Source organism: Streptomyces venezuelae ATCC 10712 (assembly GCF_008639165.1).
GTDB lineage: Bacteria > Actinomycetota > Actinomycetes > Streptomycetales > Streptomycetaceae > Streptomyces > Streptomyces venezuelae.
Window position 1 is genome coordinate 3239508 of the sequence record NZ_CP029197.1, and the last position, 15535, is coordinate 3255042.

At 74.0% G+C, this 15535-nt stretch carries 11 protein-coding genes; 1 reads left to right on the plus strand and 10 read right to left on the minus strand.

The features are described 5' to 3' along the window. Positions 1-26 precede the first annotated feature (26 nt). The 6 genes from DEJ43_RS14750 to DEJ43_RS14775 form a co-directional block, all read right to left on the minus strand. The gene (locus DEJ43_RS14750) at positions 27-710 is read right to left on the minus strand and encodes a response regulator transcription factor (RefSeq protein ID WP_015034163.1); all 684 of its coding nucleotides are present in this window, start codon (positions 708-710) and stop codon (positions 27-29) included. A 215-nt stretch (positions 711-925) separates the two neighbouring features. Beyond that, the gene (locus tag DEJ43_RS14755; RefSeq protein WP_015034164.1) at positions 926-2788 is read right to left on the minus strand and encodes an outer membrane protein assembly factor BamB family protein; all 1863 of its coding nucleotides are present in this window, start codon (positions 2786-2788) and stop codon (positions 926-928) included. Between the two features lie 13 nt (positions 2789-2801). Further along, positions 2802-4694: an outer membrane protein assembly factor BamB family protein gene (locus tag DEJ43_RS14760; protein ID WP_015034165.1), complete on the minus strand. Its 1893-nt coding sequence runs from the start codon at positions 4692-4694 to the stop codon at positions 2802-2804. Between the two features lie 112 nt (positions 4695-4806). Continuing rightward, positions 4807-6612: an ABC-F family ATP-binding cassette domain-containing protein gene (locus tag DEJ43_RS14765; protein WP_015034166.1), complete on the minus strand. Its 1806-nt coding sequence runs from the start codon at positions 6610-6612 to the stop codon at positions 4807-4809. 78 nt (positions 6613-6690) lie between these two features. Beyond that, complete coding sequence (locus DEJ43_RS37780) at positions 6691-8688, minus strand: serine/threonine-protein kinase (RefSeq protein ID WP_086024688.1); 1998 nt, start codon at positions 8686-8688, stop codon at positions 6691-6693. Between the two features lie 220 nt (positions 8689-8908). Continuing rightward, positions 8909-10204, minus strand: coding sequence for an acyltransferase family protein (locus DEJ43_RS14775; protein ID WP_015034168.1), 1296 nt, complete (start codon positions 10202-10204; stop codon positions 8909-8911). 249 nt (positions 10205-10453) lie between these two features. Here DEJ43_RS14775 and DEJ43_RS14780 point away from each other — a divergent pair, with 249 nt between their 5' ends. Next, the gene (locus DEJ43_RS14780; RefSeq protein ID WP_041662492.1) at positions 10454-11428 is read left to right on the plus strand and encodes a hypothetical protein; all 975 of its coding nucleotides are present in this window, start codon (positions 10454-10456) and stop codon (positions 11426-11428) included. On the opposite strand, the gene DEJ43_RS14785 is transcribed toward DEJ43_RS14780, so the two are convergent. The 4 genes from DEJ43_RS14785 to DEJ43_RS14800 all read right to left on the minus strand — a co-directional run bounded on the left by DEJ43_RS14785 (position 11425) and on the right by DEJ43_RS14800 (position 15516). After that, positions 11425-12330 (minus strand): 4-(cytidine 5'-diphospho)-2-C-methyl-D-erythritol kinase, encoded by a 906-nt coding sequence (locus DEJ43_RS14785; protein ID WP_015034170.1) that lies wholly within the window; start codon positions 12328-12330, stop codon positions 11425-11427. The genes DEJ43_RS14780 and DEJ43_RS14785 overlap by 4 nt on opposite strands. Beyond that, entirely contained in the window at positions 12327-13202 is an 876-nt protein-coding gene (gene rsmA, locus DEJ43_RS14790; RefSeq protein WP_015034171.1) for a 16S rRNA (adenine(1518)-N(6)/adenine(1519)-N(6))-dimethyltransferase RsmA, read from the minus strand. Before rsmA ends, DEJ43_RS14785 begins: the two co-directional genes overlap by 4 nt. Before the next feature lie 98 nt (positions 13203-13300). Next, complete coding sequence (locus DEJ43_RS14795) at positions 13301-14575, minus strand: resuscitation-promoting factor (RefSeq protein WP_015034172.1); 1275 nt, start codon at positions 14573-14575, stop codon at positions 13301-13303. Between the two features lie 71 nt (positions 14576-14646). Continuing rightward, positions 14647-15516 carry a TatD family hydrolase gene (locus DEJ43_RS14800; RefSeq protein WP_015034173.1) on the minus strand — a complete coding sequence of 290 codons (870 nt, stop codon included), beginning with the start codon at positions 15514-15516 and terminating at the stop codon, positions 14647-14649. Between the last annotated feature and the right edge of the window lie 19 nt (positions 15517-15535).

A 15535-nucleotide genomic window follows, 5' to 3' on the forward strand; every position in this document is an offset into this window, starting at 1 on the left:
CATGACGGAGCCGGCCGGACCCGACCTCAGAAAGACCCGCGCGGCCCCGGCAACGCCCGGTCGAGCAGCCCCGTACGCGCCGCGAGGGCCGCCGCCTCCAGGCGCGAGCCCACCCCCAGCTTCATCAGCACCCGCTGCACATGCGTCCGCGCCGTGCTCGGCGCGATCCCCATCCCCGCCGCGATCAGCCGGGTGTCCTCCCCCTCCGCCACCCGGACGAGGACCTCCACCTCCCGCTGCGTCAGCAGCCGCAGCAGCCGCTGCCCCTCGTCGTCCGGCTGCGCCGAGGGGTGCAGCAGCTCCGCGAAGGCCGACTGCAGCAGCTGCGGCGCCACCGCCGACTCCCCCGCCCGCGCCTTCACCAGGGCCCGCTCGACGCCCTCGATGCGCTCGTCGTGCCGGACGTACCCCGAGGCCCCGGCCGCGAAGGCCGCCGCGATACCGCGCGGCGACGGAACCGGGCCGAGCACCACGACCGCCACCTGCGGCCGCTCCCGCTTGATGCGGACGACCGGGTCGAAGGCCCCCGGCTCGGCGGGGGCCGCCGTGCCGAGCAGACAGACCTCCGGCGCCCGGCTCACCACGAGCTCCGCCGCGCCCGCCACCGGCGCGGCCGCCGCGAGCACCCGGTGCCCGCGCAGCTTCAGCGCCGAGGCCAGCGCCTCCGCGAGCAGCCGGTGGTCGTCCACCACCACGAGCCGTACGCCCATCCCGGTCATCCCCCACATCCTCCGGGCCCGCCGCTCCCCGGCGGCCCTGACCCGGCAAGCTACACGCTCCCCCGCCCGCCATCGCCCCAACCGCGGCCACGGGACCCGCGCGGGCGACGGATTCCCCCTCCCCGGTGACGGACCGGCCCCGTCACCGAAAACGCGCGGGGCCCCTCCGGATCACCGGAGGGGCCCCGCGGGGGTCGTGCGCGCCGTCAGTGCCCGACGCCGTAGGAGACCACCAGGTACCGCTTGTCCGTCGAGCCCGACCTGGCCTTGCTCACCAGGGTGCCCGCGATGAACAGCCGGCCCTCGCCGTAGAGCAGCTCCGCGCCGTTGAGGCTGAAGCTCGTCTCCATCTCGCGGATCGAGCGCTCCCCCGGGTTCTCCAGGAGCAGCGTCTCCTTCATCGTGCCGCCGTTGATCGACACGATCCGGCCGCCCTTGTCGTACGGCGGCTCCTTGTACGCGATGAGGTCGCCGCCGTCCATGCGCAGCGGGACGAGGTTGTACTTGTCGCCCGCGTCCGCCTTCTCCGGCACCGTCCTGCCGGTGGTCAGGTCGAACGCGATGATCTCGTTCGTCTCGTCGCCGTACTCGCCGGTGGAGCCCTCGTGCTCCTCGGTCGGCACGTACAGCCGCCCGTTGCCGACGAGCACGTACTGGCAGGACTCGACCTTGGTCGAGCGGCAGCGGCCCGCGTACTGGTCGGCGTCCGCCGTGATCTTCGCCTTCAGCTTCCCGGTCTTCTCGTCGATCGAGAAGAAGTCCGAGATGCCGCTGCCGTCCCCGGCGGTCTCGCCGACGTCGGCCGCGACGACCAGCGGCTTCGTGGAGACCACCGAGGCGTACTTCACGCCGGTCGGCATCTTGTACTGGGAGATCGGCGCGCCCGACACCGGGTCGAGGTTCTGCACCATCACGTACTGGGAGTCGTACGAGGAACCGCACTTGCGGACCGCGACGAGACCCTCGCCGCCGCCGTACCCCAGGTCGTAGCAGCCCTGGTCGTTGGCCTGGGGCTTCCAGCGCGGGTTGCCGTTGGCGACGTCGAAGGCGGCGCCGCCGTCGGTGCCGCCGGCCGCGACCGTCTTACCGCTGAGCGAGACCTCGGAGAAGCGGACCTTCTGGTCGCCGGCGGTGCCGCCGGTGACCGAGGTGGACCACAGCAGCTTGCCGGTGACGAGGTCGACCATGCCGACCTCGGTGCACTGCTGGAAGTAGCGGGGCGCGACCCGCTTCTTCGCCTCGAAGAGGATCGGCACCTTGTTGTCGGCGGTCTTGTGCCGGGAGGCGCCGCAGACCTGACCGGTCAGCGGAAGCGTCCACAGGACCGTGCCCTTGTCCCGGTCGTAGCCGACGACCGAGTTGAGGCCCGTCTTCACGTACGCCTTGTCGGTGAGCCAGGAACCGGAGAAGTCGGTGACGTCCGGGACGGTCGGTGCGGGGACCGAGAAGGCCAGCTTCGCCGAGGTGTTGGCGGACGCCTTCTCCTTGCCGTCGCCGCCGAGGCCGCTGTTGGCGCCGCCGGTCTTCCCGCCGTCACCGCCGCCCGTGCCCTGCGAGGTGCCGCCGGTGCCCTTGGCCTCGTCGTCCTTGCCCTCGCCGCCGCCGGAGTTGGCGTACCAGATGCCGGCGCCGACGATCAGGACGACCGCGACGACCGCCGCGATGACGATCTGCAGCTGCGCCGACAGCTTCCCCCGCCCGCCGCCGGCCACCGGGGCCTGCACGGTGGTGGGAGCGGGCTGCTGGTAGCCGCCGTAGGGCGGCTGCTGCGGCGCCGGGTAGCCGTACGGGGGCTGCGCGGGCTGCTGGTAGCCGCCGCCGTAGGGCTGCTGGGGCTGCGTGGGCGGCTGCTGCGGATAGCCCTGCCCGGGGTCGGGCTGCGGCTGCTGCGGATAGCCGTAACCCGGCTCCGGCTGCTGCGGGTAGCCGTACCCGGGGGCCGACTGCGGCGGCTGCGGGTAGCCGTAACCGGGCTCCGGCTGCTGCGGGGGCGGCGGCGTGGGGGCGCCGAAGCCGCCCTGCGGGGGGTCCGGGGGCTGGTTCGGCGGGGGAGGGGGTGGCTGCGTCATCGGTCGGTGCACCTCACTTGCTGAACGCCATCATCGTCTTGACCTGCTTCTCTTCCGTGTCGTTCGACGCGGAGACGCGCCCGCTGGCCACGACGAAGGTGCCGCCGCTGTAGGCGTACCCCGGGCTGTAGAAGCTGTTCTCGATCTCGGCCGTCGACGCCGGGTGCTGGAGGACGACCTTCGGCGCACCGCCGGCCGCGGCGATCGTCGCGACGGCGCCGCCCGTGTCGTACGCCGGGTCCACGTAGACCAGGACCTCGCCGCCCTCCATGCGCAGCGGCATCATGGACTGCTTGCCGGGCGCCTTGGAGCGCCACTTGGCCTTGCCGGTCGTCAGGTCGAAGGCGACGACCTCGTTGGGCGTGCCGTACCCGGTCTCGGTGGCCATGTAGAAGGTGTTCGCGTCGGCGGCGACACCCGTGCAGCCCTGGAGGTTCTTGCCGAAGATGACGAACCCGCCGCCGCAGGACGGGGCGAACTTGTCCTTGCCGCCCTGGATCTGCGAGCGCAGCGAACCGTTCGGGTTGAGCGCGAAGATGGTCCACTTCTTCTGCTCGCGCTGGGTCGCGGAGACGACGAGCGGGTCGATCGAGTAGACCCGGTCGACCTCCCAGTCGGCCTCCAGCTTGAAGGTCCACGCGGCCTTGCCGGTGTTCGGGTCGACCTGGCTGACGCCCTGGACCTTCTTGGCGCCGCCCGTGGAGCAGTCCACGGCCGCGATCAGCTTGCTGCCACCCGCGTACGCGAACGGCTTGCAGCCGGTGGTGGCGCCGGTGAAGAGCTGCTTGCCGTCGGCCAGCGAGAAGCCGTAGGCGCTGCTGCTGCCGGAGACGGTCAGGGTGTTGCCGCTGATGGACAGGGTGTTGTCCGAGAAGGCGAACAGGCCCTTGGGCTTGGGGACGGCCTTCTTCCAGCCGGCCTTGCCGGTCTTCAGGTCGACCTGCTGGAGCGAGGTGCACTTGGCGCCGTCCTTGGCGCTCTCGGCGTACGCGAAGACCATGACGCCGTTCGCCGAGGGGCTCGCGGGCGCGGCGCAGAGCGGGAACGGCACGTCGAGGTGCCACTTCACGGACCCGTCCGCCAGGCTGTAGCCGTCGATGCCCTTGTACATGGCCTTGACGACGGTGTCGCCGACGATCCACGGGCCGAGCACGTCGGAGCCGTTGCGGGGCAGGTCGACGTCGTTCTTGAGCAGCCAGTTGACCTTGGCCTCGCCGTCCTTGCGGCCGGCGTTGAGGTCTTCCTCGCCGTTGCGGCCGTCCCCGCTGCCGTCGCCCTTGTCCACCGACTCGGTGGGCTTGGGGGCGCCGGAGGAGGAAGGGGCGGTGGCGGTCGGCTTGGCGATCGGGTCCTTCTCGTCGTCACCGCCGACGACGGCCCAGGTGGTGACGGCGGCCACCAGGACGGCCGCGGCGGCCACGGCGGCGACGAGACCGGTACGGCCCTTGAAGGGGCCGCCGCCGGAGGGCGGCGGGGTGGGCGCGCCGGGGTAGCCGGGCTGGCTGGGGTATCCGCCGTAAGGGTTCTGCTGCTGGCCGTACGGGCCCGCCTGCTGCTGCCCGTAACCGGACTGGCCCTGCTGGGCGTAGCCCGGCTGTCCCTGCTGCGGGTAGCCGTACGGCGGCTGCTGTCCGTACGGGCCGGGCTGCCCCGGCTGACCGGGCTGGCCCTGCTGCGGGTAGCCGTAACCCGGCTGCGGCTGCTGCCCGTACGGGCCGGGCGCGGCCGGCGGCGCGGTGGGCGGCGCACCCGGCGGGGTGCCGGGCGGGCCCGCCGGCGGCGGCGGGGTCTGCGGTGCCTGCGGCGGGACGGGCGGCACGGGCGGCACACCCTGGGGCGGGCCCTGGTTCGGATCCTGGGGAGCTCCGAAGCCCCCCGGCGGCTGGTTGCTGGGCGGCTGGGTCATCAGCGGTTCCCCCTTGACGTGAGCGGGTTTTCTTTCTACCACTCACGGCACGGCGCAAAAGCGACCGGTCCGCCCCTTGTACCCAAGGGAGGACCGGCCTGTGATGCCCTCGTTATGCGTCCTCGGCCAGTTCGAGCCAGCGCATCTCCAATTCCTCGCGTTCACCCGCGAGTTCCCTGAGCTCCGCGTCGAGCTTCGCCACCAGCTCGAAATCGGTGGCGTTCTCGGCGATCCGCGCGTGCAGCTTGCCCTCCTTGTCGGAGAGCTTGTCGAGCTGCCGCTCGACCTTCTGCAGCTCCTTCTTCGCGGCGCGGGCGTCGGCGGCGGAGACACCGGCCTTGGCCTGCGCGGGCGCGGCGGCCGGCGCCGGGACGGCCGCCTCGATCATCGCGCGGCGCCGCTCCAGGTACTCGTCGATGCCGCGCGGCAGCATCCGCAGGGTCCGGTCGCCGAGCAGGGCGAGCGTCTTGTCGGTGGTGCGCTCGATGAAGAACCGGTCGTGGGAGATGACGACCATGGAGCCCGGCCAGCCGTCGAGGAGGTCCTCCAGCTGCGTCAGGGTCTCGATGTCGAGGTCGTTGGTGGGCTCGTCGAGGAAGAGGACGTTCGGCTCGTCCATCAGCAGGCGCAGCAGCTGCAGCCGGCGGCGCTCACCACCGGAGAGGTCGCCGACGGGCGTCCACTGCTTCTCCTTGGAGAAGCCGAACTGCTCGCAGAGCTGTCCGGCGGTCATCTCGCGGCCCTTGCCGAGGTCGACCCGGTCGCGGACCTGCTGGACGGCCTCCAGGACCCGCAGGGTGCCGGGGAGCTCGGTGACGTCCTGGGACAGGTAGGCGAGCCGGACGGTCTTGCCGACGGTGACGCTGCCGGCGGCGGGCTGCGTCTCGCCCTGGGTGACGGCCGCGTCCGCGAGCGCACGCAGGAGTGAGGTCTTGCCCGCGCCGTTGACACCGACGAGACCGATGCGGTCGCCGGGGCCCAGCTGCCAGGTGAGGTGCTGGAGGAGGGTCTTGGGACCGGCGGTGACGGTCACGTCCTCCAGGTCGAACACGGTCTTGCCGAGCCGGGCGTTGGCGAACTTCATCAGCTCGGACGTGTCGCGCGGCGGCGGCACGTCGGCGATCAGCTCGTTGGCCGCCTCGATGCGGTAGCGGGGCTTGGAGGTACGGGCCGGGGCGCCGCGCCGCAGCCAGGCCAGCTCCTTGCGCATCAGGTTCTGCCGCTTGGTCTCCTCGGTGGCTGCGATGCGCTCGCGCTCGGCCCGGGCGAAGACGTAGTCGGAGTAGCCGCCCTCGTACTCGTGCACGGCACCGCGCTGCACGTCCCACATGCGGGTGCAGACCTGGTCGAGGAACCAGCGGTCGTGGGTGACGCAGACGAGGGCGGAGCGGCGGTCCTGGAGGTGCTTGGCGAGCCAGGCGATGCCCTCGACGTCGAGGTGGTTGGTCGGCTCGTCCAGGACGATCAGGTCCTGGTCCTCGATGAGCAGCTTGGCGAGCGCGATGCGGCGGCGCTCACCACCGGAGAGCGGGCCGATGACGGTGTCCAGGCCGTTCTCGAAGCCGGGCAGGTCGAGCCCGCCGAACAGGCCGGTCAGCACGTCGCGGATCTTGGCGCTGCCCGCCCACTCGTGGTCGGCCATCACACCGATGACCTCGTGCCGGATGGTGGCCTTCGGGTCGAGCGAGTCGTGCTGGGTGAGCACGCCGAGCCGCAGCCCGCCGCTGTGGGTGACGCGGCCGGTGTCGGCCTCCTCCAGCTTGGCGAGCATCCGGATGAGGGTGGTCTTGCCGTCGCCGTTGCGGCCCACGACCCCGATCCGGTCCCCTTCGGAGACGCCGAGCGAGACGCCGTCGAGCAGTGCACGTGTGCCGTACACCTTGCTGACGGCCTCGACATTGACCAGGTTGACGGCCACTTTGACTCCTGTACGGGGGGATGGATCGACTCCCAGGGTAGACGCCCGGGGCGGTGCGACGGCCTGCGGTGACCGCCGCTAGCAGCGGACGAGCGAACCGCTGTCCAGGCTGGACTTCTCGCTGAACAGCCAGCCCTCGGTCTTCGTGCCCTCGATGCGGCCGTAGATCCACTTGTTGCCGTAGGCGTTGGTGACGTAGCAGTGGTAGTAGACCTTCACCCCGGACTTGATCGCGGTCGAGGCGGAGCACTCCGCGTACGGCCCGGCGTAGAGGTGGGAGTTCTGCGTCATCCGCCCGTAGCCGTCGCTGCGGTTCGAGTGGGCCCAGCCGGTGCACGCCGTCGGGACGGGGGTCGGTTCCTTCGCCGTGGAGCCGGGCGTCGGCTTCGCGGAGGCGGACGGGGTCACGGCCGGTGCGCCGGGCTTCACCGTGGACGGCTTCGCTCCCGGAGCGGCGCCGGTGGCTCCCGGCGTCGCCGTGGGCCGCTTGCCGGGGCCGTCCGTCGCCTTCGACGGCGGGGCGGTCGGGGTCTCCTGGGGGTCCATGGACGTCAGGTCCCCCGGGGCGGTCGGGCCGCCGCCCTTGTCGGAACGGTCGCCGCCGGCCGACGCGCTCGCGGCGGGCAGCGCGGTGCCGCCGCCGCCCTCGTCGCCGCCCGACGCCATCACGGCGTAGCCGACGCCGCCCCCGGCGATCACGACGGCGGCCGCGGCGGCGAGGACGGTACGGGTCCGGCGCCGCCGCACGGGCACGCTCTCGGTCCGAGCCCCACCGGCCACACCGAACGGCTGCGGCTGCGGCTGCGCCTGCGCCTGCGCTTGCGGATACCCATGGTTGGCACCGGCCACGTGCGGCTGGCCGGGGGCCGGGGCGGGGGCCTGACCGTACGCGGGCGTCGGCGGCTGCGCCTGGCTGAAGGCGGCGGGGGCGGCGTAGCTGGAGCCGGGGAAGGGGCCCGGGCCGGGGGCTGGGACCTGGCCCGGGGCCGGGACCTGCCCCGAGGCCGGGACCTGGCCCGAGGCCGGGACCTGGCCCGAGGGCGCGACCTGGCCCGAGGCCGGGACCTGGCCCGAGGCCGGGACCTGGCCCGAGGCCGGGACCTGGCCCGAGGGCGCGACCTGGTGTGGGGCCGGGGCTTGGGCCGAGGGCGCGACCTGGTGTGGGGCCGGGGCTTGGGCCGAGGGTGCGGCCTGGTGTGGGGCCTGGGCTTGGGCCGAGGGTGCGGCATGGTGTGGGGCCTGGGCCTGGACCGAGGGTGCGGGCTGGTGTGGGGTGGCGGGGGGCGTGGTGCTGGTGGCTATCGCGGCCAGCAGGGCTCGGGCCTGGGAGGCGTCGGGGCGCTGGTTCGGGTCCTTGGCCATCAGGGCGCGCAGGACCGGCGCGAGGGGGCCCGCCCGGCGGGGCTCGGGGAGCGGTTCGCCGACGATGGCGGCGAGCGTGGACCAGACCGAGGTGCGGCGGAACGCCGACGCGCCCTCCACGGCCGCGTACAGCGTCATGCCGAGCGCCCAGATGTCCGAGGCGGCCCCCGGCTGCTGTCCCTGCGCGCGCTCCGGCGGCAGGTAGTCGAGGGAGCCGACGATCTGACCGCTCTGGGTCAGCTTGGCCACGGCCTCGTCGCCGGCGGCGTCCATGCTGGCGATGCCGAAGTCGGTGAGGACGACCCTCCCCCAGCCCGTCCCGCCGCGCCCGCCGCGCTCCAGGAGCACGTTCCCCGGCTTGACGTCCCGGTGCAGGACCCCGGCCCGGTGCGCCGCGTCCAGGGCGTCCATCAGTTCGGCGCCGATCGCGGCCACCTCGCGCGGGTCAAGCGGGCCGCGTTCCGTGAGGACCTGGTCGAGGGAGGGTCCGTCGACCAGCTCCATGACGATGACGGGCAGCCCGCGTTCCTCGACGACGTCGTGCACGGTGACGACGCCGCCGTGCCGGATCCGGGCGGCGGCCTGCGCCTCCCGCCGCATCCGGACCCGCAAGGCGGCCAGTTCCTCGGCGGAGGCGTCGCTGTAGGCGCGCAGGACCTTCACGGCGACCTCACGGTTCAGGACCTGGTCCACGGCTCTGGCGACCACACCCATGCCGCCGCGACCGATGGTCGCGGTGACCCGGTAGCGGCCGCCCAGAGTCGTGCCGACCAGCTCCGTGCCGTTCGCCCCCGTCACCTGTCACGCTCCGATTCGTCGTCCTTCGCGGTCGCCTCGCGGCGGCCCCCAGCGTAGGCGTACGCCGGGAGGCGCCCGGCGCGGACCCCGCGCCGGGGCGTCAAAGGCCTGACAGGTCAATGGTCCTGACTGCTGGTCAGTCGCGCCCGGCCGTGCGGCCCGCCCGTTCGACGAGCAGCCAGCCCACGAGGGCCATGGCGACGGCCGCCGGGGCCGTGACCGGGACGGCGATCAGGGTGGCCGCGTGGCCGGTCAGCAGGCCGCCGAAACCGGTGAGGGAGAGACCGAGGACGCCGAGCAGGGCGAGGGTGATGCCGGCGGCCGCGACGGGGCCGCCCGCGTCGGAGGCCGGGGCGGGCGGGACGGGGGCCTCGAAGCGGCGGAAGACGGCCACGAGGAGCGCCGTGAGGAGCCCCGCGGCGAGGAAGCGGACGGGGACCTGGGCCCACCAGGCGGCCGTCGCCGGGGCCGGCAGCTCCGCACCGAGGCCGAGCATCACCCCGTACACCCCGAGCATCGCCGTCAGGTGCCAGAGGAAGGCGGTCATCGCGACCCCGTTGGCGGCGACCACCGCCCGCCACACCCCGGCGCGGGCGACGAACCGGGCCCCGGGGCCCCTGAGCAGCTCGACGGCGCCGACCAGCCACAGGCCGTGGCAGAGCAGGGCCAGGGTCGGCGGCGCCATGTTGGAGACCTTCTCGCCGGGCATGCCCACCATGGACAGCGGGTACGGCCCGAGGGCGACGAGCGCCGTCGCGCCGAGCAGGCCCGCGCCGGCGAGGAGGGCCGGGCGGCGGATCATGCCGTCGGCGCGCAGGAAGCCCAGCTGGTGGACCGCGAGCCAGACGAACGCGAAGTTCAGGAACTCGACGAACGGCACGTCCGCCGCGAACCGCAGCATGTCCACCGCGACCGCGCCGCCGGCGAGCGCGGCGAACGCGCCCCACCCCCATCGTTCGTGCAGCCGCAGCAGCGGCGGGGTGAAGGCGACCATCGCCAGGTAGATCCCGATGAACCAGAGCGGCTGGGTGACGAGCCGCAGCGCGACGCCGGTGAGCCCCCCGTCCGCGCCGGACAGCTGGAGCACCAGCGCGGCGGCGCCCCAGACCCCCACGAACACCATCGTCGGCCGCAGCAGCCGCTGGAGCCGGGCCCGCAGGAAGGCCGCGTACCGGGGGCGGGACCGATGGGCGAGGGCGTGCGAGAAGCCGCCGACGAAGAAGAACACCGGCATCACCTGGAACGCCCAGGTCACCACCTGGAGTCCGGGGACGACGGCGAGCAGGTTGCCGACCTGCCCGTCGGCGGTGACGGCCGCCATCAGCCAGTGCCCGAGCAGCACGACGGCGAGCGAGGCGACCCGGAGCAGGTCGACGTACCGGTCCCGCGTCGCGGGCGTGGCGGCGGCGAGTTCGCGAGCGCTGATTCCCATGGCCGTACGGTCCCGCGCCGGGCCGGACGTACGACAGGGTGCGGATACTCAACCGCCCGGTGAGTACCCACCGCGCCCGCCCCGTCCGCCATGCCCCCGACGCCCGCCCGCGCCCACTGCCAACCGGCCCCATGCGGTCGGCCACGCGGGCGACCCTCCGGCCCCGGCTGCCGGACCTCGTCGCTGACGACCCGTCATGTTCTCCTCAGGTCATCACCCCCGCCACCCCGCCCTTCGAAGGAGAACCCCGTGCCGAGACACCCACGCCTGGAGGCCGTCGCCGCCGCGACCGCCGCCCTCGCCGTCGTCGCCGCCGGACCCGCGACGGCCGGCGATCCGACCGTGTCCGACCCCCGTGTCGTCGCCCACTTCGACTTCGCCGCCGGGCAGAACGCGGAGAACATCGCCCTCGAACCCGACGGCTCCGCCGACATCACCTTCGTCTTCGCCCGTCAGGTGGCCCGCGTCACCAAGGAGGGCGTCACGACGATCCTCGCCACGCTGCCCGAGGTGCCGGACGCGCAGACGCCCGTCGGCGGGGCCGTCGTCCTCGGCATCGCCCGCGCCCACGACGGCACGCTGTACGTCGCCTACGCCACCGGCACCGCCGAGACCGGCATCTGGCGCATCGGTCCCGGCGGCGGCGCGCCCGAGCAGATCGCGCAACTGCCCGCCGACAGCTTCCCCAACGGCCTCGCCCTCGACGAGAAGTGCGCCACCCTGTACTCCGCCGACTCGGCGCGGGGAGTCGTGTGGAGCGTGCCGCTGGACGGGGGCGACCCCACCGTCTGGGCCTCCGGGGCCGCGCTGGAACCCACCGCGGAGATCCCGTTCGGCGCCAACGGCATCAAGGTCCACGAGGGTGCCGTCTGGGTGTCCAACAGCGCCCGTGCGACGCTGCTGCGCATCCCGGTCGGGCCTGGCCCCGACCGCGCGGCCGGCCCGGTCGAGACCCGGTCGACCGGGCTCACCGGGATCGACGACTTCGCCTTCACCGGGCACGGCGACACGGTCCTCGCCGCGCTGAACCAGGTCGACAAGCTGGAGCTCGTACGGCCCGACGGCACGCACAAGACCGTGCTCACCGGCGCGGACGGCCTCGACAACCCGACGTCCGTCGCGGTCCGCGCCAAGACCGTCTACGTGAACAGCGCGGCCTTCTTCAACGCGCAGGACCCGGACCCGAACCTCCTCCTGGCCCGCATCACCAAGAACAAGCGCTAGAGAACCGTCGCGCCCGGTGCCGGGGAGGTCGCCGTGCGGGCCGTGCGGCAGGTGCCCGAGGCGGTCAGGGCGGCGGCGACGGCCGCCGCCGTCTCCGCGTCCTTCACCAGGAACGCCGTCGTCGGGCCCGAGCCGGAGACCAGGGCCGCGAGCGCGCCGGCGTCCGTGCCCGCCGCGAGGGTCGCGGCGAGCGACGGGCGCAGGGAGAGCGCCGCGGCCTGGAGGTCGTTGGCCAGGGCGGCCGCGAGCGCGGTCGTGTCGCCGGTGCGCAGGGCGTCCAGGAGGAGCGGGGAGGCGGCCGGCTCGGGCACCTCGACGCCCTCGGTGAGACGGTCGAACTCGCCGTACACGGCGGGCGTCGACAGGCCGCCGTCGGCGGCGGCGAACACCCAGTGGAAGCCGCCGCCGACCGGGAGCTCCGTCAGCCTCTCGCCGCGTCCGGTGCCGAGCGCCGCCCCGCCGACCAGGCTGAACGGCACGTCGGAGCCGAGTTCCGCGCAGATCTCCAGGAGCACCTCGCGGGGCGTGTCCAGGCCCCACAGCGCGTCGCACGCGAGCAGGGCGCCCGCGCCGTCCGCGCTGCCGCCGGCCATGCCGCCGGCGACGGGGATGTCCTTCCTGATGTGCAGGTGCACGTCCGGGGAGACGCCGTGCCGGGCGGCGAGCAGCTCGGCGGCCCGCGCGGCGAGGTTGGTGCGGTCGAGCGGCACCTTGTCGGCGTCCGGGCCCTCGCAGGTGATCGTCAGTCCGGCGGCGGGGGTGGCGGTCACCTCGTCGTACAGGGAGACGGCGAGGAAGACGTTGGCCAGGTCGTGGAAGCCGTCGGGTCGGGCCGCGCCGACCGCCAGCTGGACGTTGACCTTGGCGGGGACCCGTACGGTGACGCTGCCGGGAGCACTCACTTCTGCTTCGCCTCCGCGATCCGCGCGAACTCCTCCACGGTCAGTCCCTCGCCGCGCGCCTGCGGCGAGATCCCGGCCTTCACCAGGGCCTCCTCGGCCGCGGCGGGCGAGCCCGCCCAGGTCGCGAGGGCCGCGCGCAGGGTCTTGCGGCGCTGTGCGAAGGCCGCGTCGACGACCGCGAAGACCTCCTGCCGGGTGGCGGTGGTCGCGAGCGGCTCGGCGCGGCGGACCAGCGAGACGAGACCGGAGTCGACGTTCGGCGCGGGCCAGAAGACGTTGCGGCCGATGGCCCCGGCGCGCTTGACCTCCGCGTACCAGTTGGCCTTGACGGAGGGGACGCCGTACACCTTGTTCCCGGGCTTGGCGGCGAGCCGGTCGGCGACCTCGGCCTGGACCATGACGAGGGTCCGCTCGATGCTGGGGAAGCGCTCCAGCATGTGCAGCAGGACGGGCACGGCGACGTTGTACGGCAGGTTGGCGACGAGCGCGGTCGGCGGCGGACCGGGCAGCTCCTCGACGTGCATCGCGTCGGAGTGCACGAGCGCGAAGCGGTCGGCGCGGGCGGGCATCCGGGCGGCGATCGTCGAGGGCAGCGCGGCCGCGAGCACGTCGTCGATCTCGACGGCCGTCACGCGGTCCGCGGCCTCCAGGAGGGCCAGGGTGAGGGAGCCGAGACCGGGTCCCACCTCCACGACGACGTCGTCGGGCCGTACCTCGGCCGTGCGGACGATCCGCCGGACGGTGTTGGCGTCGATGACGAAGTTCTGGCCCTTCTGCTTCGTGGGGCGCACGCCGAGGGCGGCGGCCAGCTCACGGATGTCGGCGGGGCCGAGGAGGGCGTCGGGGCTTTCGGGGCCGGTGGTGGTGCTCACCGGTACAGCCTACGGGCCGCCGGTGGGGCGCCCCCAACGACTCACGGTCTCACCGGTACGGCCCGGCCGGCACCGGCCCGGCCCCGTGCCCGTCGTGCTCAGCGGAACAGCCGGCGCCCGCAGTGGGGCCAGGGGCTCGCGCCCCGCTGCACGTACAGCTTCTTCGCGCGGAAGGTCTGCTCGGCGGCGGGGGCGTTCTGCGCGGTGCCGCTGCCGCCGAGGGAGCGCCAGGTGCCGGGGTCGAACTGGTAGAGCCCGCCGTACGTCCCCGAGGGGTCGACGGCGTTCGGACGGCCGCCGGACTCGCAGGCGGCGAGCGCGCCCCAGTCGAGGCCGTCGGCGCCGGCGACGGAGGTGGGCAGCGGCCGGGTGCCGACCCTGACCCGGCGGCTGACGGGCTCGCGGACGATCTCCTCGGCGGTCCTGCGGGGCTTCTGCCGGACGCCGTTGACCGTGCGCAGGCTGTACGTGACGCGGCGGACACCGGTGACGCCCTGCCGTTCGACGACCTCGGAGCCGGCGAACAGCTCCGGGTCGCGGACCTTCTCCACGGTGTACGGGATGGCTTCCTCCCGCACCTGCCGGGAGCCGGTGATCCGCAGCACGTTCACGGTCTGCCCGTCGCGCGGGAAGGAGTCGGGGGCGACGGAGGTGGCGTCCTGCCCGGAGAGGGTGATCCCGGCCTCGGTGAGGGCCTCGCGGACGGTGGCGGCGTTGGTCCGGACGGTCCGCTCCCGGCCGTCGGCGAGGAAGGTGACCGTCCGCTCGGTCCGCACGTCGAGCGCGAGGCCCTGCCGGGAGATGGCGGCGCCCCGGGAGACCGAGAGGTACGCGCCCTCCGCGCGGACCCCGAGCTGGCGCAGCGCCCCTTCGACGGTGCGGGCGGTCGTCCAGACCTGGCGGCGCTGCCCGTCGAGGGTGAGGGCGACGGGCCGCCCGTACCGGACGACGATCTCGTCCCCGCTGGCCAGGGCCTCGGCGGGGGCGGGGGCGACGATGTCGTGCGAGCCGACGGCCAGGCCCTCGTCGGCGAGCAGCTCGTCGACGTCGTCGGCGAAGGTGTGCAGGGTCCGCGGGACGCCGTCGACGGAGAGCCGGACGGCCTTGTCGTCGGCGACGAAGGCGCTGGTGCCGCCGGCGAGGAAGGCGACGACGAGGGCCTGCGGGACGAGCCTGCGCAGGCCTTCCCCGGCGGGCCCGGAGGCCTTGCGGCGGCGGGCGGCCCGCCGGGCCCCGGCGCGGGACCCGGCGCGGGTGCCCTGTTCGGGGACGAGCCCGGGCGCCACGAGGGGCGCCTCCTGGGTCGGCTGGTCGTGCACGGGCAGGGCCGCGGCCCGTCGTCCGGCGCGGTGACTGCCCTGGGAAGTGCTCACGAGGCCGGGACCCTACCGGGGCCGTCCTCACGCGGTGCGCCGATCCGGCTACGACACGTAACCGTTATGGATCAGTAATCGAAGGCGCGGGCCGTGTTCACCGCGATCGCCTCGGCCATCTCGTTCTCCCCGATCCCGCGCACCTCCGCCATCGCGCGGAGGGTGACGGGGATCAGGTACGGGGCGTTGGGGCGGCCCCGGTAGGGCGCCGGGGTGAGGAAGGGCGCGTCGGTCTCGACGAGGACGAGTTCCAGCGGGGCGACGGCGAGGGCGTCCCGCAGGTGCTGGGCGTTCTTGAAGGTGACGTTGCCCGCGAAGGACATGTAGTAGCCCTTGGCGGCGCAGATCTCGGCCATGGCGGCGTCGCCGGAGTAGCAGTGGAAGACGGTCCGCTCGGGGGCGCCCTCCTCGTCGAGGACGCGCAGCACGTCGGCGTGGGCCTCCCGGTCGTGGATGACGAGGGCCTTGCCGTGCCGCTTGGCGATCTCGATGTGGGCGCGGAAGGAACGCTCCTGCGCGGCGATGCCCTCGGGTCCCGTGCGGAAGAAGTCGAGGCCGGTCTCGCCGACGCCCCGGACGTACGGGAGGGCGGCGAGGCGGTCGATCTCGGTGAGCGCGTCGTCGAGGGCGGCGTCACCGCCGCCCTCGCGGGCGCCCTGACGGGACCAGCCGTCCGGATCCCCCAGCACGATCCTGGGCGCTTCGTTGGGGTGCAGGGCGACGGCGGCGTGGACGTGCTCGTGGGCGGCGGCGGTCTCCGCGGCCCACTGGGAGCCCTTCACGTCACAGCCGACCTGCACGACCGTGGTCACTCCGACCGCGGCCGCCTTGACCAGCGCCTCCTCGACGGTCCCGGACTGGAGGTCCAGGTGGGTGTGCGAGTCCGCGACCTCCACGAGGAGGGGTTCGGGCAGCGGCGGCGGGGCGTCCTTGGCACTCATGCCCCCGATCGTACGAGGG

Bases quoted from the DNA above. Each gene is read 5' to 3' on its own strand.
- DEJ43_RS14760 (WP_015034165.1), bottom strand. From the start codon at position 4,694: ATGACCCAGCCGCCCAGCAACCAGCCGCCGGGGGGCTTCGGAGCTCCC.
- DEJ43_RS14750 (WP_015034163.1), bottom strand. From the start codon at position 710: ATGGGCGTACGGCTCGTGGTGGTGGACGACCACCGGCTGCTCGCGGAG.
- DEJ43_RS14755 (WP_015034164.1), bottom strand. From the start codon at position 2,788: ATGACGCAGCCACCCCCTCCCCCGCCGAACCAGCCCCCGGACCCCCCG.
- DEJ43_RS37780 (WP_086024688.1), bottom strand. From the start codon at position 8,688: ATGGGTGTGGTCGCCAGAGCCGTGGACCAGGTCCTGAACCGTGAGGTC.
- DEJ43_RS14775 (WP_015034168.1), bottom strand. From the start codon at position 10,204: ATGGGAATCAGCGCTCGCGAACTCGCCGCCGCCACGCCCGCGACGCGG.
- DEJ43_RS14800 (WP_015034173.1), bottom strand. From the start codon at position 15,516: ATGAGTGCCAAGGACGCCCCGCCGCCGCTGCCCGAACCCCTCCTCGTG.